General features: G+C 60.1%; 13 protein-coding genes. 9 read left to right on the top strand and 4 right to left on the bottom strand.

From position 1 onward, the window contains the following. Positions 1–70 precede the first annotated feature (70 nt). The gene (locus J3P90_RS06865; protein WP_420766984.1) at positions 71–253 is read left to right on the top strand and encodes a hypothetical protein; all 183 of its coding nucleotides are present in this window, start codon (positions 71–73) and stop codon (positions 251–253) included. Positions 254–260: 7 nt separating this feature from the next. Here J3P90_RS06865 and J3P90_RS06860 read toward each other — a convergent pair whose 3' ends face one another. Further along, on the bottom strand, positions 261–986 hold the full coding sequence (locus J3P90_RS06860) for a UTRA domain-containing protein (protein WP_420766985.1): 726 nt from the start codon (positions 984–986) through the stop codon (positions 261–263). Positions 987–1,335: 349 nt separating this feature from the next. On the opposite strand from J3P90_RS06860, the gene J3P90_RS06855 reads away from it, so the two are divergent. From J3P90_RS06855 to J3P90_RS06830, 6 genes are all read left to right on the top strand, one after another. Continuing rightward, complete coding sequence (locus tag J3P90_RS06855; protein WP_420766986.1) at positions 1,336–2,403, top strand: ABC transporter substrate-binding protein; 1,068 nt, start codon at positions 1,336–1,338, stop codon at positions 2,401–2,403. A 179-nt stretch (positions 2,404–2,582) separates the two neighbouring features. Continuing rightward, positions 2,583–3,389 carry an alkaline phosphatase family protein gene (locus J3P90_RS06850; RefSeq protein WP_434648630.1) on the top strand — a complete coding sequence of 269 codons (807 nt, stop codon included), beginning with the start codon at positions 2,583–2,585 and terminating at the stop codon, positions 3,387–3,389. A 5-nt stretch (positions 3,390–3,394) separates the two neighbouring features. After that, complete coding sequence (locus J3P90_RS06845; protein WP_420766999.1) at positions 3,395–4,231, top strand: ABC transporter permease; 837 nt, start codon at positions 3,395–3,397, stop codon at positions 4,229–4,231. Further along, complete coding sequence (locus J3P90_RS06840; protein WP_420766988.1) at positions 4,218–5,018, top strand: ABC transporter permease; 801 nt, start codon at positions 4,218–4,220, stop codon at positions 5,016–5,018. Before J3P90_RS06845 ends, J3P90_RS06840 begins: the two co-directional genes overlap by 14 nt. Continuing rightward, positions 5,015–6,004, top strand: coding sequence for an ABC transporter ATP-binding protein (locus J3P90_RS06835; RefSeq protein ID WP_420766989.1), 990 nt, complete (start codon positions 5,015–5,017; stop codon positions 6,002–6,004). The genes J3P90_RS06840 and J3P90_RS06835 overlap by 4 nt, the downstream gene beginning before the upstream one ends. 47 nt (positions 6,005–6,051) lie before the next feature. Continuing rightward, positions 6,052–6,705 carry an HAD family hydrolase gene (locus J3P90_RS06830; protein WP_420766990.1) on the top strand — a complete coding sequence of 218 codons (654 nt, stop codon included), beginning with the start codon at positions 6,052–6,054 and terminating at the stop codon, positions 6,703–6,705. 86 nt (positions 6,706–6,791) lie between these two features. On the opposite strand, the gene J3P90_RS06825 is transcribed toward J3P90_RS06830, so the two are convergent. Then, positions 6,792–7,754, bottom strand: coding sequence for a zinc-binding dehydrogenase (locus J3P90_RS06825; RefSeq protein ID WP_434676013.1), 963 nt, complete (start codon positions 7,752–7,754; stop codon positions 6,792–6,794). A 139-nt stretch (positions 7,755–7,893) separates the two neighbouring features. Between J3P90_RS06825 and J3P90_RS06820 the strand changes: the two genes are divergently transcribed. Both J3P90_RS06820 and J3P90_RS06815 read left to right on the top strand, forming a co-directional pair. Beyond that, entirely contained in the window at positions 7,894–9,972 is a 2,079-nt protein-coding gene (locus J3P90_RS06820) for a carboxy terminal-processing peptidase (protein WP_434564134.1), read from the top strand. Between the two features lie 130 nt (positions 9,973–10,102). Next, entirely contained in the window at positions 10,103–11,890 is a 1,788-nt protein-coding gene (locus J3P90_RS06815) for a bifunctional diguanylate cyclase/phosphodiesterase (RefSeq protein ID WP_434676012.1), read from the top strand. A gap of 157 nt (positions 11,891–12,047) precedes the next feature. On the opposite strand, the gene J3P90_RS06810 is transcribed toward J3P90_RS06815, so the two are convergent. Both J3P90_RS06810 and J3P90_RS06805 read right to left on the bottom strand, forming a co-directional pair. After that, positions 12,048–12,398: a hypothetical protein gene (locus tag J3P90_RS06810; protein ID WP_420766993.1), complete on the bottom strand. Its 351-nt coding sequence runs from the start codon at positions 12,396–12,398 to the stop codon at positions 12,048–12,050. Beyond that, positions 12,395–17,188 carry an RHS repeat-associated core domain-containing protein gene (locus J3P90_RS06805; protein WP_434676011.1) on the bottom strand — a complete coding sequence of 1,598 codons (4,794 nt, stop codon included), beginning with the start codon at positions 17,186–17,188 and terminating at the stop codon, positions 12,395–12,397. Before J3P90_RS06805 ends, J3P90_RS06810 begins: the two co-directional genes overlap by 4 nt. Positions 17,189–17,277: the final 89 nt, after the last annotated feature.

The following is a 17,277-nucleotide window of genomic DNA, read 5'->3' as shown; positions in this document are numbered from 1 at the left end:
GACACACCTCACCACACCCCAAGCAAACCCGAACTAGACTGACCTTATCCCTCCCGACAAGGCCGTCGCAATGATCTCCATGTCCTCGTTCAACGCCATGCTCGTGCCCATCATCGCCGGCATGATCCTGCTGGCCATTGGCTTCAACTTCCGAGACAAAAATGTCGGGGTGTTCGCCATGTGGATCGGCATGTTGCTGATCCTTATCACAGTGCTGTTCAGGATTATGGCGAAGCTCAACGAGTCCTCCTGAATACGCCTCAGGCGGGTTGTTCCGGCACGTCCACGCCAACGTGGATCGCGTCGTGCCGCCAGAATTCCAAGTCACAATCGATCAGCCGTTGGTGCTGGTCATAGTTGACCCGAGCAATCCGCAGCCCGGGGCTGCCGACCGACACTTTCAGCGCCGCCGCGGCCTCGGGTTGCAGCGAGGTAGGCACGATGTCGAATTTCACCCGTCCGTAATGCAAGTCGTAATGGCGGGCGTACAGCTCGGTCATGGACTGGTTGAGATCGAACGCGAGAATGTCCGGAAAGTACGACGGGTTCAGATAATGCTCCACATAAAGCACCAGTCTTTCATCGATACGCCGGGTGCGACAGATCTGGATGACGCTGGACAGCGCCGGCAGTTGAAGCCAGGCGCAGATTGCCGCCGAGGCGGGTTGCAAGCGGGCCGATATGACTTCGGTGCGCGGCACCCGGCCTTGAGCGGCAACCATCGCGTGGAAATGGCTGCGCTGCATCAGGTTGTAGGCCAGCCGCGGTGGCGAAACGAACCAGCCCCGACGTTCCTCGCGGTAAATCTGCCCTTGGGCTTCCAACTGCAACAATGCCTCGCGCACGGTAATCCGAGTGGTGCCGAACAGTTCGCTGAGTTTGCGCTCGGCTGGCAATTTGTTGCCGGCCGCCAGCAAGCCGTGGTCGATCTGCTCTTGCAGGACTTGTCCGATGGATGTCACCGCTTTGGTTGCCTCAACGCGCATCAACGTTACCTATCTGGACTAGACCAGCACTGTTTCGGGGCGGGATCTTTGCCGCTTCGATCCGTATCGCATGCCTGCAAGCCTAGGCGCTGAGCATGACTGAGAGATGACACAACCGCTGAACGGTCTATTTGCTGGCTTGCAATTAAACGGCCAAGTCCTTGCAGATCAGTTGTTTACTCATGGTCTACGCTTATGACGCAGCGACCCTCCGTGAGCCCGACGATTGCTGGCGCGCTTGCAGTCGACATCAAAATGTCATGGGAGACACCTACATTGGCTCAGGTATTGCTGACCTAGACCAACACAACCGCAATCGCAGCGTTGAAAACGCCCATAGGAGCTTCGGATGAAACAGCTTTTCCTGGCATCACTGTTAGGCTCGACCATTGCCATGTGCACCGCCGCCATGGCCGCTGATACCGATCTGAAAACACTGGAAGCCGCTGCGAAAGCGGAAGGCGCCGTAAACAGCGTCGGCATGCCCGATGACTGGGCGAACTGGAAAGGCACCTGGGACGACCTGGCCAAGCTCTATGGCTTGAAGCACATCGACACCGACATGAGCTCCGCCCAGGAAATCGCCAAATTCGCGGCCGAGAAAGACAACGCCAGCGCCGACATCGGCGACGTCGGTGCCGCTTTCGGCCCGATTGCGGTCAAGCAGGGCGTGGTCCAGCCCTACAAGCCAAGCACCTGGGAGCAAGTGCCGGACTGGGCCAAGGATAAGGACGGCAACTGGGCCCTGGCCTACACCGGCACCATTGCCTTCATCGTCAACAAGAAGCTGCTGCATGGCTCCGACGTCCCGACCAAATGGGCCGACCTGAAAACCGGTAAATACAAAGTCTCGATTGGTGACGTGAGCACCGCTGCCCAGGCGGCGAACGGTGTGCTGGCCGCGGCCCTGGCAAACGGTGGCGACGAGAAGAACATCAAGCCCGCGCTGTTGATGTTCGCCGAGATTGCCAAGCAAGGGCGCCTGTCCATGGCCAACCCGACCATCGCCACGATGGAAAAAGGTGAGGTCGAAGTCGGGGTGGTCTGGGATTTCAACGGCCTGAGCTACAAGGCCAAGATGGCCAACCCGGATGACTACGTCGTGTTGATCCCGTCCGACGGCTCGGTGATCTCCGGCTACACCACCATCATCAACAAATACGCAAAGCACCCGAACGCCGCCAAGCTGACCCGCGAATACATCTTCAGCGACGCCGGCCAGATCAACCTCGCCAAGGGCAACGCCCGCCCGATTCGCGCCGAGCACCTGAAACTGCCGGAAGAGGTCCAGGCCAAGCTGCTGCCGAACGAGCAGTACAAAGGCGTGACCCCGATCAAGGATGCGGATGCGTGGGAGAAGACCTCCAAGGCACTGCCGCAGCAGTGGAACGAAGAAGTCATCGTCGAGATGAAGTGAGGCGCTAGCTTCCACTCCCGGATCACCGCTGATCCATTGTGGGAGCGAGCTTGCTCGCGATGAGGGAGTGTCAGTCGACATGAATATTGGCTGACACACCGCAATCGCGAGCAGGCTCGCTCCCACATTGGACGCTTGGTGAACCCGGTTTTTTGGTTCTTGCCCGGAGTCCCGGTCCCATGAAGCACAACGTCATCCTGGTGGTGCTCGACGGTCTCAACTACGAGGTCGCCCGGCATGCCATGGGACATTTGCAGGCGTATGTCGGCGCAGGACGCGCGGCGCTCTACAAACTGGAATGTGAATTGCCCGCACTGTCCCGCCCGCTCTATGAATGCATACTCACCGGCGTCGTGCCTATCGACAGCGGGATCGTGCACAACAACGTCTCGCGCCTGTCGAACCAGCGCAGCATTTTCCATTACGCCACCGAGGCCGGCCTGAGCACGGCCGCCGCTGCCTACCATTGGGTCAGCGAGCTCTATAACGTTTCGCCCTTCGTCGCCGGTCGCGACCGCCATACACATAACCCCGACCTGCCGATCCAATACGGCCATTTCTACTGGAACGACCACTACCCCGATTCCCACCTGTTCGCTGATGCCGAACACCTGCGGCAGCGCTACTTGCCGAATTTTCTGTTGGTGCATCCGATGAACATCGACGATGCCGGCCACAAGCACGGCCTCGACACTGCGCAATACCGCAACAGTGCCCGCTCGGCCGACATCAACATGGCCGTCTACCTGCAAGCCTGGCTCGACGCCGGTTACCAAGTGCTGGTGACGTCCGACCATGGCATGAACAACGATCGCTCCCACAACGGGCTGCTGGCGGAAGAACGGGAAGTGCCGCTCTTTGTCCTCGGGGATGGTTTCAGCCTGAACGCCGACGCGGCTCCCCTGCAAACCGAACTGTGCGGCACGATTTGCCAATTGCTTGGCATCGCCCACGACAAACCCTTTTGCCAGGAGTTGCTCAAGTGAACGCCATGACGCGCGGCAAATGGCTGGCAGCGTTGTGCCTGGTGCCCTTCGCGATATTCTTCATCGTCTTCCAGATCGCCCCGCTGCTCTGGGTGCTGGTCAACAGCCTGGAATCGGAAGAGTTCGGCTGGGGCCTGGCCAACTTCAGCAAGATCTTCAGTTCGAAGTTTTATCGGCAAGCGATCCAGCACAGCCTGGAAATCAGCTTCTGGTCCAGCGTGTTCGGCATCGTCATCGCCGTGCTCGGCAGCTACTCCCTGCGTCGGGTGGATTCGCGGCTGCGCAACTTCGTCAACGCATTCGCCAACATGACCAGCAACTTCGCCGGCGTGCCCCTGGCATTCGCCTTCATCATCTTGCTGGGGTTCAACGGCAGTATCACGATCATGCTCAAGCAGGCGGGCATCATCGAGGATTTCAACCTGTACTCGAAAACCGGGTTGATCATTCTCTATACCTATTTCCAGATTCCCCTGGGCGTACTGCTGCTTTACCCGGCGTTCGACGCGCTGCGTGAAGACTGGCGTGAGTCCGCCGCCCTGTTGGGCGCCAGCGGCTGGCAGTTCTGGCGGCACATCGGCTTGCCGGTGCTGACCCCGGCGCTGCTGGGCACGTTCGTGATCCTGCTGGCGAACGCTCTCGGCGCCTACGCGACGGTCTATGCATTGACCACCGGCAACTTCAACGTCCTGCCGATTCGCATCGCCGCCATGGTCTCCGGCGACATTTCCCTTGACCCGAACATGGCCAGTGCATTGGCCGTGGTGCTGGTGGCGCTGATGACTCTGGTAACCATCGTCCATCAATTGCTGCTCAAGAGGAGCTACCATGTCTCGCGCTGAATCGGGCTCCGTCGGGCTCTATCATCGAGCGGTGGTGTACCTGCTGTTCGCCATTCTGTTGCTGCCCCTGGTCGGGACACTGGTCTACTCCATCGCTAGCAGCTGGTCGGCCACCGTGTTACCCAGCGGCTTTACCTTCAAATGGTACGTGCAGTTGTGGAGCGATCCGCGCTTTCTCCATGCTTTCGGCCAATCGCTGGTCGTCTGTGTGGGGGCGCTGGTGCTCTCGGTGGTGCTGATCCTGCCGCTGCTGTTCGTGGTGCATTACCACTTTCCCAAGCTCGATGCGCTGATGAACATCCTCATCCTGCTCCCCTTCGCGGTGCCGCCGGTGGTGTCGTCGGTGGGGCTGTTGCAACTCTATGGTTCCGGGCCTCTGGCGATGGTTGGCACGCCGTGGATCCTGATCGGCTGCTATTTCACCGTCGCCCTGCCGTTCATGTACCGAGCAATCACCAACAACCTGCAAGCCATCAACCTGCGTGACCTGATGGACGCTGCCCAACTGCTCGGCGCCAGTACTTTCCAGGCCGCACTGCTGGTGGTGCTGCCGAACCTGCGCAAGGGCCTGATGGTGGCGTTGTTGCTGTCCTTCTCGTTCCTGTTCGGCGAGTTCGTGTTCGCCAACATCCTCGTCGGCACCCGCTATGAAACCCTGCAGGTGTACCTGAACAACATGCGCAACAGCAGCGGCCACTTCACCAGTGCGCTGGTGATTTCCTACTTTTTCTTCGTACTGGTCCTGACCTGGGCGGCCAACATCTTGAACAAGGACAAAAGCCAATGAGCTACGTCAGCGTCCAACACCTGCAAAAAAGCTACGCCGGCACGCCGGTGTTCAGCGACATCAACTGCGAAATCCAGAAGGGCGAATTCGTCACCCTTCTCGGCCCCTCGGGCTGCGGCAAGTCCACATTGTTGCGCTGCATTGCCGGCCTGACGGCGGTGGATGACGGCAAGATCCTGCTGGACGGCCAGGACATCGTCCCGTTGAGCCCGCAGAAGCGTGGGATCGGCATGGTCTTCCAGAGCTACGCCTTGTTCCCGAACATGACCGTGGAACAGAACGTCGCCTTCGGCCTGCGCATGCAAAAGGTGGATGCCTCGGACAGCCGTCAGCGTGTACTGGAGATCCTGCGTCTGGTGGAGTTGCATGATTTTGCAGCGCGCTATCCCCACCAGCTTTCAGGAGGCCAATGCCAGCGTGTCGCCCTTGCCCGCTCCCTGGTGACCCGGCCGCGCCTGTTGCTGCTGGACGAACCCCTCTCGGCCCTCGACGCACGGATTCGCAAACACCTGCGTGAACAGATCCGACAGATCCAGCGCGAACTGGGCTTGACCACGATCTTCGTCACACACGATCAGGAAGAAGCCCTGACCATGTCTGACCGGATTTTCCTAATGAACCAGGGAAAGATCGTACAGAGCGGCGATGCCGAGACCCTTTACACTGCGCCAGTCGATGTCTTCGCCGCCGGCTTCATCGGCAACTACAACCTGCTGGACGCCGACAGCGCCACGAAGCTGCTGCAACGCCCAGTGAACGGTCGCATCGCCATTCGCCCGGAAGCCATCGAACTGAGTCGCAATGGGGAGCCCGATGCACTGATCCGCAGCCACAGCCTGCTGGGCAACGTCATCCGCTACCGGGTCGAGGCCCGTGGCGTGGAGCTGGTGGTCGATGTGCTCAACCGTTCGGCCGCCGACCTGCATCCTGACGGTGCGCGGTTGGCACTTTCCATCGATCCGTCGGCGCTGTGTGAGGTAGCCTGACGGCCTTGTTGATTTTTGAAGCTGATCTTGAAAAGGAAAACGCGCTGATGGCCCTGGCAATTTTTGATCTGGACGAAACCCTGATCCACGGCGACTGCGCCACCCTCTGGAGCGAACAGATGGGGCGCCTGGGTTGGGTCGATCCCGAGTCGTTCATGCGTCGCAACAACGAGCTGATGGATGCCTACAGCCACGGCAAATTGCGCATGGAAGAGTACATGGACTTCAGCCTGGAACCGATGATCGGCCGCACGCCCGAAGAGATCGAGCACCTGGTGACACCGTGGGTGGAAGATTTCATCGAGCCGATCATCTTCAGCGACGCCACCAAGGCCATCGCCGAACACCGCAAGGCCGGCGACCGGATCCTGGTGATCTCGGCTTCGGGCACGCACCTGGTCAAGCCGATTGCCGACCGCCTGGGCATCGATGAGATCCTGGCGATCGACCTCGAAGTGGCCCATGGGGTGTACAGCGGCAAGACCGTGGGCACCCTGACCTACCGTGAGGGCAAGATTTCCCGCTTGCTGGATTGGCTGGATGCCGAGGAAGAGAACCTCGAAGGCGCCAGTTTTTACTCCGATTCGCGCAATGACCTGCCGTTGCTGTTGCGGGTGGATTACCCGCATGTGGTGAATCCGGACCCGGTATTGAAAGCTCACGCTGAGTTGGCTGGCTGGCCGATTCATACCTGGAAGTGAAGCGGATCAACTCCAGAACACCTGAAGCGTTTGTGGCTTTGTGGCTTTGTGGCGAGGGAGCTTGCTCCCTCGCCACAGGGGACCGATCAGCTCAAGCTCTCGTCGATCACCAACACCAACTTCCCGGACACCTGATTGGTCGCCAGCTCCGCAAACGCCGCCTCGGCATCGGTGATTGCAAACGTCCTGGCCAGCTGCGGACTCAGGCGTTTATCGGTAAACAGCGGCCATACGTTCTGCCCCAATTCGCTGATCAAGTCAGCCTTGAACTGATCGTTGCGACTGCGCAGGGTCGAACCCAGCAGTTGGATGCGCTTGCCCAGCACCTGGGCCAGGTCGAGTTCGGTCGTGCGGCCGCCCATGAGGCCGATCAGCACCCAGCGGCCGTCAACTGACAAAAGTTTCACGTTGAGGCCGGCGTAGTTCGCGCCGACCGGATCGAGAATGACGTCGAAGGGCGCGAAGTCGTTCAGGCTGTTGATATCGTCGGTGCGAACCACGCCGCCCTGGGCCCCCAATGCTTCGCAATAGGCCAGGCGATCCGCCGAACCGACGCTGACCCAGCACGGGTTGCCAAACGCCTTGCAGAGCTGGATCGCCGCCGAACCGACGCCACTGGCGCCGGCATGCAGCAACAGTTTTTCGCCTGGCCGCAGGCCGGCAAGCTGGAACAGATTCAGCCACGCGGTGCCGTAGACCTCAGGCAGCGCGGCCGCTTCAGCCATCGACAGGCCTTCCGGCACGGGCAAGACATGGCGGCCATCGACCACTACCTCTTCGGCCATTCCCCCGCCAGCCAGCAACGCGCAGACCCGGTCACCGACCTGCCAGGAGGAGCCCGGCCCGACTTCACTGATCACTCCCGAACATTCCAGCCCCAACACCTGGCTCGCGCCGGGTGGCGGTGGATAATGCCCGGCTTTTTGCAGCAAATCGGCCCGATTCAGGCCGGCGGCAGCCACGCGGATGCGAACTTGGCCCGCATCGCAGGCCGGACTTGGCTCATCTGCCCATACCACTTGGCCTTCAACGCCTTGCAATGCTTTCACGGTGCCTCCATAGTGAGTCTCGACTGGGCCCGCTGCTATAACGCCGGGCTTTCTTGCATTATGCGCCCGGGCCACATGGAACCGGCGACTTCAAAGACGGCCTAATATGCGTTATCAATTGTCCCTGCGTCGAATCAGCATGAAGCACTTGTTCCCCAGTACTGCACTTGCCCTCTTCATTGGCCTCGGCGTTTCGACGCTTTCGAGCACTGCGCTCGCGGCCAACAGCTGGGACAAGCTTCAGCCCGATCGCGACGAGGTGATCGCCAGCCTTAACGTCGTTGAGTTGCTCAAGCGTCATCACTACAGCAAGCCGCCGCTCGATGACGCGCGCTCTGTCATCATCTATGACAGCTACCTGAAGCTGCTTGATCCGTCGCGCAGCTATTTCCTGGCCAGTGACATTGCCGAATTCGACAAGTGGAAGACTCAATTCGACGACTTCCTCAAAAGCGGCGACCTGAACGCCGGGTTCATTATCTACAAGCGCTACCTGGACCGCGTCAAGGCGCGCCTGGATTACGCCCTTGCCGAATTGAACAAGGGTGTCGACAAAATCGATTTCAATGCCAAGGAAACCTTGCTGGTCGACCGCAAGGACGCGCCTTGGCTCAAAAGTACGGCCGAACTCGACGACCTGTGGCGCAAACGCGTCAAGGACGAAGTGCTGCGCATGAAGATCGCCGGAAAGGATCCCAAGCAGATCCAGGAAACCCTGACCAAGCGCTACAAGAACCAATTGGCGCGTCTGGACCAGACCCGGGCCGAGGATATCTTCCAGGCCTACATCAATACCTTTGCAATGTCCTACGACCCGCACACCAATTATCTGTCGCCGGATAACGCGGAGAACTTCGACATCAACATGAGCTTGTCCCTGGAAGGCATCGGCGCGGTCCTGCAAAGCGACAACGACCAGGTCAAAATCGTGCGCCTGGTGCCCGCGGGCCCGGCGGACAAGACCAAGCAGGTCGGTCCGGCGGACAAGATCATTGGTGTCGCCCAAGGCAACAAGGAAATGGTCGACGTGGTCGGCTGGCGCCTGGATGAAGTGGTCAAGCTGATCCGTGGCCCGAAAGGCTCGGTCGTCCGCCTGGAGGTCATTCCGGCCAGCAATGCGCCAAATGACCAGACCAGCAAAGTCGTGTCCATCACCCGTGAAGCAGTGAAGCTGGAAGAACAGGCCGCGAAGAAATCGGTCCTGAAACTCAAGCAGGACGGCAAGGACTACAAGCTCGGCATCATCGAGATCCCGGCGTTCTACCTGGACTTCAAGGCTTTCCGCGCCGGAGATCCGGACTACAAGAGCACCACGCGCGACGTCAAGAAGCTGCTGACCGAACTGCAAAAGGAGAAGGTCGACGGCGTCGTCATCGATTTGCGCAACAACGGCGGCGGCTCGCTGCAGGAAGCCACCGAATTGACCAGCCTGTTCATCGACAAAGGCCCGACCGTGCTTGTGCGAAATGCCGATGGCAGGGTCGATGTGCTGGAAGATGAGAACCCGGGCGCATTCTACAAAGGCCCGATGGCCTTGCTGGTCAATCGACTGTCCGCTTCGGCCTCGGAGATTTTCGCCGGTGCCATGCAGGACTACCACCGCGCCTTGATCATCGGCGGCCAGACTTTCGGCAAGGGCACCGTGCAGACCATCCAGCCGTTGAACCACGGCGAACTGAAACTGACCCTGGCGAAGTTCTACCGTGTTTCCGGCCAGAGCACTCAGCATCAGGGCGTGCTGCCTGATATCGATTACCCGTCGATCATCGACACCAAGGAAATCGGTGAAAGCGCCCTGCCCGAAGCCATGCCGTGGGACACCATCCGTCCCGCGATCAAGCCGGCCGTGGACCCATTCAAGCCATTCCTGGCCCAGCTCAAGTCCGAACATGACACCCGCACCGCCCAGGACGCTGAATTCGTGTTCATTCGCGACAAGCTGGCCTTGGCGCAAAAATTGATGACCGAAAAAACCGTCACGCTCAATGAAGCCGACCGCCGCGCACAGCATGCCGACATCGAGGCCAAGCAACTGGCGATGGAAAACCTGCGTCGCAAGGCCAAGGGCGAAGAGCCGCTCAAAGAGCTGAAGAAAGAAGACGAAGACCTGATCACCGAGCCGGAAAAGACCAAGCCGGAAGATGATGCCTACCTGAGTGAAACCGGGCGAATCCTTTTGGATTACCTGAAACTCAACACGGCGGTCGCCAAGCACTGAGATGATGGCCATTTAATGGTGATGCTCGTCGGAGTGTCATCAAACTGACATCAGTCTGTCGTGAAATACAGGACCGGGCGCGCCCCAGCAGGGGTTGCGCCCCGTCCTTTTTTTATCGCCAGAGACTGCCATGACCACGATAGAACAGCTGGGTGCCTTGAGCTCGATCCTGAGTCAAAGCGGTTTGCACAGTCTGTTCCAACCCATCGTATGCCTCTCCGAACGACGCATCCTGGGTTACGAAGCGTTGACTCGCGGCCCATCCAACAGCCCCTTGCACTCCCCTGTCGCATTGCTGTCGGTGGCTCGCCAGGCCGGGCGGCTCAGCGAACTGGAGCTGGCCTGCCGTCGCAGCGCCTGCCAGCGCTTCAATGAGCAAAAACTGCCGGGCAAGCTGTTTCTCAACGTCTCGCCCGAATCCCTGCTTGAATCGGCACACCAGACCGGTCGTACGTTGCAGTTGTTGCAGGACTTCGGCATCCCGCCCAGCCAAGTCGTCATCGAACTGACCGAACAAACCCCGATCGATGATTTCCAGCTCCTGCAAACCGCTCTGCATCATTATCGGGCGATGGGTTTTTCCATTGCGCTGGACGACCTTGGCGCCGGTTATTCAAGCCTGCGGCTCTGGTCGGAACTGCGCCCCGATTACGTGAAGATCGACCGGCACTTCATCGATGGCATTCACCAGGACGCGCTCAAGCGAGAATTCGTGGGTTCCATCCTGAAAATCGCCCAGGCATCACGGGCCCAAGTGATCGCCGAAGGAATAGAACTGCCGGAAGAACTGGCCGTGCTGATCGAGATGGGCGTTGATCTGGTCCAGGGTTATCTGCTTGCCCGGCCCCAGGAACACCCGTGCCAGGATGCCAAAGCGCTGATGCCCCGGCAGGACAGCGGGGTGGTGCCCCTGGGCGATGAAGTGAGCGACCTCGGCGCCCTGCTCAACGAACAACCGGCGGTGGCCCACGATACCCCGACGGCGGCAGTCCTGGATGCGTTCCGCCGCCAGGCCAACCTCAACTCCCTGGCAGTGTTGGATGACCGTGGCCAGCCGTGCGGCATCGTCCATCGCCATTCGCTCTCGGACGCGCTGCTCAAACCCTTCGCCACCGACCTCTTCGCGCGCAAGCCCATCAGCCGCCTGATGAGCGACGACTTCCTCGCGGTGGAACTCAACCAATCCTTGCAACAAGTCAGCCGCCTGATCACCAGCCGCGCCCGACAACGCATCGAAGAAGATTTCATCATCACCCTCAATGGCAGCTACATGGGATTGGGGCGCGTGATCGACGTGCTCAAGCTCATCACCGAACTGAAGATCCAACAGGCCCGCTACGCCAACCCGCTGACCTTGCTGCCCGGCAACGTGCCGATCCAACAATGCCTTACCCGCTTGCTGCAGCAGCGTCAGGAGTCGGTAATCTGCTACGTCGACATCGACAGCTTCAAACCCTTCAACGACATCTACGGCTACGGTCGCGGGGACGAAGTCCTACTGTGCCTGGCGCAATGCCTGAACGAACGCATCGACCCCAGCCGCGACTTCGTCGGCCACATCGGCGGCGACGACTTCCTACTGGTCCTCGGCCCGGATGATTGGCGCAAACGCCTGACCCAATTATTGAAAGACTTCCAGAACCACTGTCGCCGCTTCTACCGGCCCGAGCACTTGGAGGCTGGTTGTTTTACTGCGCTGAACCGACAGGGGGTGCGGCAGGAATTTGCGTTGCTGTCGCTGTCGATTGGGGTGGTGCACCTGCGCTCGGAGGCTTGTGCGGGGCTGGATGCCAGTCAGCTGGCCGAACTCGCTTCCCAGGCTAAGCACCATGCCAAGGAAATTGTTGGGGGGAGTTTGTACTTGATTAATGGTGCGATCGAGCAGGTACCGGTCCTGGAGTTGGGGCTGTCGGTGTGAAAATGGGTGCCTTCACCCCAACGGCATGGCAGCTACAAATCCTGTGGCGAGGGAGCTTGCTCCCGCTGGGCTGCGTAGCAGCCCCTCTTATGGAAAACGTTGTGTGTCTGGTTAATTGCGTAGGCTGTTTCTAGATTTATAACCAACCCTAACTTAATCAGATTGCCTCGGCTCTATACTTCATTAAAGAAGCCAGTAGAACCCTCATAAATCTGCGCTGATCTTCAACCTTCTGATCGAAGTATGTATCCAAATTTAAAAAAACTCTATCAAAACTGTCATCGCACCCTAAGAAATAGGCAAGAGTATCAATTAGTAAAATCTGCTCTTTTGAAGTGTGACATAAAAAATCCGGACGAATCAACAAGTCAAATAGCTGGCTCAATTCCTCGTCATCATTTACATTTTTTGAAGTTATTATTTCCTCACGCGCCACATCATTAGTATTCTCAATACTAAAAACAAAAAGCAACCCCCAAATACAGTGCAAATCAAACGGTTTTTTCATGTGCTCGGTCCTGTATAAGCTGTCTTAGGTAGGCCACTTGTATCAAGAATAACAATCGCCTTAGTTTGCTGTATATACTCCAAACCATCTCTTTTATAACCCTCACCAATTACCCGCCCCATTTCAATTGGTTCTTTAGACTCGGCGATTCCTGCTCGCCTGAAAATCAATTGAGCTCGATAAATAGCATTGAGCTGATCACGATGATTAAGGAAACGAGTTGCGGCAGACGGAATAGCAGGTAGCCCTGCATTACTTCCACTGTGATATACATCGATTTGCCCAGTGCCAGGATTTCGCCCTGTCGTAACGCGCTCCAACTGAGCCTCCGTAGTAGTCTGAGCACCATGTTTCTGTAGGAAATGCGCGCCTGGTATCGATCGCTCCATCTCATCCAAACGCCGATAAGCATTCGCTTCCGCCAACGCATCAATCCGAGCCCTCCGCTGCTCCGCCGTCATCGGCAGCGCAGGCTCACCCTCATCCACCCCAACCTTAGTCGCCGGGTCTTGTTTACCAATGGCAGGTTTTTTACATCCGTCGCCAGGGCAACCTTCCAACCCCAACGGATCCACCCACCCCGTCGGGTTCAGGGTGTACCGATACCCATTGAGCCCACCCTTGAGCTTGCTCGGATCCAGCGTCAAATACCGCCCCGTCTCCGGATTGTAGTACCGGTGCCGGTTGTAATGCAGGCCGCTTTCCCGGTCGTGGTATTGCCCCTGAAAGCGCAGCGGTTGTTCCAGTCGTTTGCCGTCGCCGTGGCGCAGTTCGGTGAGTTTGCCGTAGCCGTTGTAGCGCGCGGCCCAGACGACTTCGCCTTGGTGGCTGGTCAGTTCCTGAGGGGTGCCGAGGTGGTCGAGGTGGTAGTAGAACGGCGTGGCTTTTTCCGGGCCTGCGCCTTCCAGCAGGGCCAGGGGGCGGAAGGTGCCGGGTTCATAGACGTAGCTCTGGTAGTGACGGTCGCTGCTTTCAGCGATGACCTGGTCGCCCTGCCAGATGAATTCCGTGGTGAGGCCGTCCACGGTCTTTTCGATGCGTCGGCCGAAGGCGTCGTAGCGGTAGGAGGTTTCGCTCCCGTCGGGGGTGGTGACGCCGATGAGCCGATGTTGGCTGTCGTAGCGGTATTGCGTGACGAGGCACTGGGCATGGCCGCGGCGTTCGCGGACCAGGTTGCCGTAGGCGTCGTAGTCATAGTGACGATCGCCCTCCATCAGTAGGCGGTTGCCCTTGAGGGTGGTCGGGCCGGGACGGTCGTTGAACAACACATTGCCGGCCGGGTCGTGGGAAAAGTGTTCCGGGGGTTGGCTGTGGGCGTAGTCGATGCGCACCAGGCGATCCAGCGCGTCGTACTGGTAGCCGCGTCGGTTTCGCGTGTCGGAAAGCGCGGCGAGGTTGCCGTTGGCGCTGTAGGAATAGTCGCGCCAGAACAGTTGTTTTTGCTGGCTTTGCCACACGGTCTGGGCCTTGAGGCGACCCTGTTCGTCGTAGCTGTAGTCGCTGAGCAGCTGGCCCTGCTGGCGCTGGCGTTCGCGGCCGCCCTTGAAGCGGTGTTCGGTCAGGCACGTGCCGTTGAGGTCGATGGCGATCAGCGCCCCGCCTCGCAGGTGGCGATAATCCAGGGTGCTGCGATCGGGCAGGCGACAATGGACCAACCGGCCGACATTGTCGTAGCGATAATGCAGGCTCGCCCAACCCTGATGTTCAGCGACGAGGCGGTCCTGGTTGTCGTATTCGTAGGCCAGCGGCCAATGGCCGTCTTCAACGCTGATCAGTCGCCCGAGGGCGTCGTAGCCGTACTCGACCGTGGCACCGTCGGGCAAGGTCTTGCGCAGCAGGCGGCCGGCGGTGTCGCGTTGGTAGGCGGTGATCCGCTGGCTGCCGTCGGCGCCGAATTCGGTCTTTTCCAGCAGGTGGCCGTTGAGGTCGTAGGCGTAGCCGGTGCGCTGGCCGTCGAAGCCGGTTTCCTGTCGGATCAGTCCGTTGGGCGTGTAGTCCAGCTGATACTTTTCGCCGGATTCGTTCTCGATTTCGGTCAGCAACAGCCGCGCCGAGTCGTAGCGGTACTTCAGTTCGCTGCCGTCGGGGTTGAGGCGGCGGCTGACCAGGTGCAGATCGTCGGCGTATTCGTAGCGGGTGATGCGCCCCAGTTCGTCCCGCTCCGCGGTGACCTTGCCGTAGGCGTTGTAGCTCCATGCACGGGTCGCGCCGGTGGGCAGGGTGGTCTGTAGCAAGCGGCCCACGGCGTCCCATTGGTAATGGGTGACGGCGCCGCGTTCGTCTTGACGGGTCAGCAGACGGCCCAGGGCGTCGTAGGAAAAAACTCGCTGGCCGTCGTCCGGCAGGATTTCTTCCGTCAGTTGGCCCAACGGGTTTCGCACAAAATGATGGGCACCGCCGTCCGGGTAGCTGATGGTATTCAGTTGCCCCTGGTCGTCGTAGTGATACCAGGTGCTTTGGCGAGCCGGGTCGACGACTTCGATGATGTCGCCCTGGGCATTGCGCCAGTAGGTCCACACGGCCTTGCCGCGAGTCCGGGCGTGTAGGAAACCGTTTCGGTATTCGTAGGACGTGGGCTCGCCTTCCGGCGGAATCAGCGCCACCAGCCGTCCGACTTCGTCGTAGCGGTATTCGGTGACGGCGCCCAGCGGGTCTTGCTCGGCGATCAGCCGGCCCTGTTCGTCATAAGCCTTGAGGTGTTCGCCGCCGGCGGGATCGACCTGGCGCACCAGCCGCGCGTGGTCGTCGTGGACATACACGTCCTGGCTGCCATCGATATGCCGGACCGTGACGCTGCCGTCGTCGCCCCAGGTGTAGCGGCTGTCCATCTGCGCGAACGAGGCCCAATGCCGGACACAGCGCGCCGCCGGGCCGAGGCCTTGCCACTCCCAGTAGAAACTCGCGCCCCCGGCCAGTTGCCGCTGGAGGATGACGTGCTGGTCGTCGTAGTCGTAGCGCTCGCTCTCGCCGGCGGCGTTGGTCGCTTCGATGAGGCGCGAACGCGCATCGTAGCGGTAGGTCACCAGGGTCTGTTCAGTGCGCCAGGCTTCGTCAAGGGTCAGCGCCGGGTGGAAGCTCTGATAGTCGATGGCGACCAGGTGCCGATGTTCGTAGCGCAAACGCAAACAGCGGCCGGCACCGTTGTCCAGACGGCTGATGTCGCCGTAGATGTTGCGTTGGACGGTCAGGCGGTTGTCGTACCGATCGCTCAGGGCCGTCAGATGACCGTCGCGAAAATGTAGGAAAGGAGCGTCTTCGCCGGGCTGGGCGACGATCAATTCGTCCGGCTCGTTGCTCAGATAAATCGCCGCGCGGGCCAGGCTGTTGTGGATGGCTGGGCGTTGCAGGCTGGGCCGGGGAAACGTGGTGCGGCGGTTTTCCTGGTCGACCCAGGTCACCTGCTCGCCGTCGATCAACAGGCGATGGGCCAGGGCATGGGTCCATCCGCGGCCGAGCCCGATGTCCAGGTCGGCGGCGCTGGTGCGGTAGAGGCGGGTGAAGACGAAGGGCAAGCGTCCGTCGAGGGTGCCGTCTTCGAGGGTGAGCAGCTCTTCGCCGGTGACCATGGACACCGGGCAACCGTCGGTGCGGGTCTGGGCGGCGCTGTCGGCGGGGTCGCCGTTGGGGTTTTTCGACTGCGTGGGGGCGTCGTCGTGGTGTTCTTGCTTTTTCAGCGTGGTGTTGCGCTGCGCATCCCAGCGCAACTGCATGCGTCCCTTCTTTACGCCGGCGGCAATGCCCCGCGCGGCCACAGCCTTGTAGCGGTCAACGTAGCCCATGAAGCCGTTCACCAGCTCGAAAATGGCACTGATAAAACGCTTCACGGCATCCAGCAGACGAGCACCGTGCCGGCCCAGGCGCATCGAGAGATAAGCAATGCCCGCGCCTGCCCCGACGAAGGTCAGCACCACGCCGATCAACAGGTCGATGACCAACTGCACGACCACTGTGGATAACACCGTCGCCGTGTCGCCCGCCAGTTCACTGGGGGGCAGCATGTCCAGCCAGAGACTGGCGGTGCGCACCAACAAGCACAGCGCCGCTTCGTCGCTGGCGAGCAATTGCAGCTTCGCCATGACCAGCGGCGCCGACTCGGCAAGCTGGGCCAGCTCGGCTGCGCTGCTGCCCAACCGTCCGCCGAACCGGGAGGGATCCTTGAGGATGTCCGACAGCAAACTGATGCTGTCCCACACGCCTTCGATCGCCACCCAACCGCCGGCGAGCAAGCCATTGCCCACCGCTGCCGCCGAAGTCGCCAATGACTGCTGGGCCCACTGCGGCTTGAAGCCCTGCCACTCGCCGCGAAGCCAGTCCGTCAGATCATTCGTCAGGCCGTCGTAGGAAGAAAACAGCTCATCGATTCGCTTGGGGGACACTTCGCCCTGGACACGCACCCGGTAAGACCGCCCCGCCTCGCCCTTGAAGCGACCCACGCCCTGAGCATCCAGCGTGACCGGCGTGGCCTCGCCCGTGTCCACCGCCACCACATCCACCACGATATCGCCCAGCGGGATGTCGTACACGGACTCGAGCTTGCTCTCGATCGTCATGATCCCGCCTTGCGGGCACTGGGCGACGACGGATAGAAAGTCCCTGTCCCGGACGTCGACTGCCGTAGTGCTTTGGCCGAAACGAATCAGTCGTTCCATGCCCATCAGCGAAGGCAGGTCGGCCGCTTGGCTGACGCGATCCGCAGCCCGGCTATACCAACGATCAAGCTGCTCGCGATAAAGCGAAAGGGTGTCCTGGAAGCTGTCGAGTTCAGCCTCGATGCGGCGCGCCTGATCCATCAGCGCATGGCTCGATCAAGAACCGGCAGGAGAAAACGATCGGGCATGGGCAAGCGTCTCGCAAGAAATCGGAGCGCGAGACTTTGCCG

This window comes from Pseudomonas sp. D3-10, from assembly GCF_051132175.1.
GTDB lineage: Bacteria > Pseudomonadota > Gammaproteobacteria > Pseudomonadales > Pseudomonadaceae > Aquipseudomonas.
This window is presented reverse-complemented; position numbering and strand designations above follow the sequence as displayed.

Coding starts and splice junctions, on each gene's coding strand:
- J3P90_RS06865 (WP_420766984.1), top strand. CDS start 71: ATGATCTCCATGTCCTCGTTCAACGCCATGCTCGTGCCCATCATCGCC.
- J3P90_RS06860 (WP_420766985.1), bottom strand. CDS start 986: ATGCGCGTTGAGGCAACCAAAGCGGTGACATCCATCGGACAAGTCCTG.
- J3P90_RS06855 (WP_420766986.1), top strand. CDS start 1,336: ATGAAACAGCTTTTCCTGGCATCACTGTTAGGCTCGACCATTGCCATG.
- J3P90_RS06850 (WP_434648630.1), top strand. CDS start 2,583: ATGAAGCACAACGTCATCCTGGTGGTGCTCGACGGTCTCAACTACGAG.
- J3P90_RS06845 (WP_420766999.1), top strand. CDS start 3,395: ATGACGCGCGGCAAATGGCTGGCAGCGTTGTGCCTGGTGCCCTTCGCG.
- J3P90_RS06840 (WP_420766988.1), top strand. CDS start 4,218: ATGTCTCGCGCTGAATCGGGCTCCGTCGGGCTCTATCATCGAGCGGTG.
- J3P90_RS06835 (WP_420766989.1), top strand. CDS start 5,015: ATGAGCTACGTCAGCGTCCAACACCTGCAAAAAAGCTACGCCGGCACG.
- J3P90_RS06830 (WP_420766990.1), top strand. CDS start 6,052: ATGGCCCTGGCAATTTTTGATCTGGACGAAACCCTGATCCACGGCGAC.
- J3P90_RS06820 (WP_434564134.1), top strand. CDS start 7,894: ATGAAGCACTTGTTCCCCAGTACTGCACTTGCCCTCTTCATTGGCCTC.
- J3P90_RS06815 (WP_434676012.1), top strand. CDS start 10,103: ATGACCACGATAGAACAGCTGGGTGCCTTGAGCTCGATCCTGAGTCAA.
- J3P90_RS06810 (WP_420766993.1), bottom strand. CDS start 12,398: ATGAAAAAACCGTTTGATTTGCACTGTATTTGGGGGTTGCTTTTTGTT.
- J3P90_RS06805 (WP_434676011.1), bottom strand. CDS start 17,188: ATGGATCAGGCGCGCCGCATCGAGGCTGAACTCGACAGCTTCCAGGAC.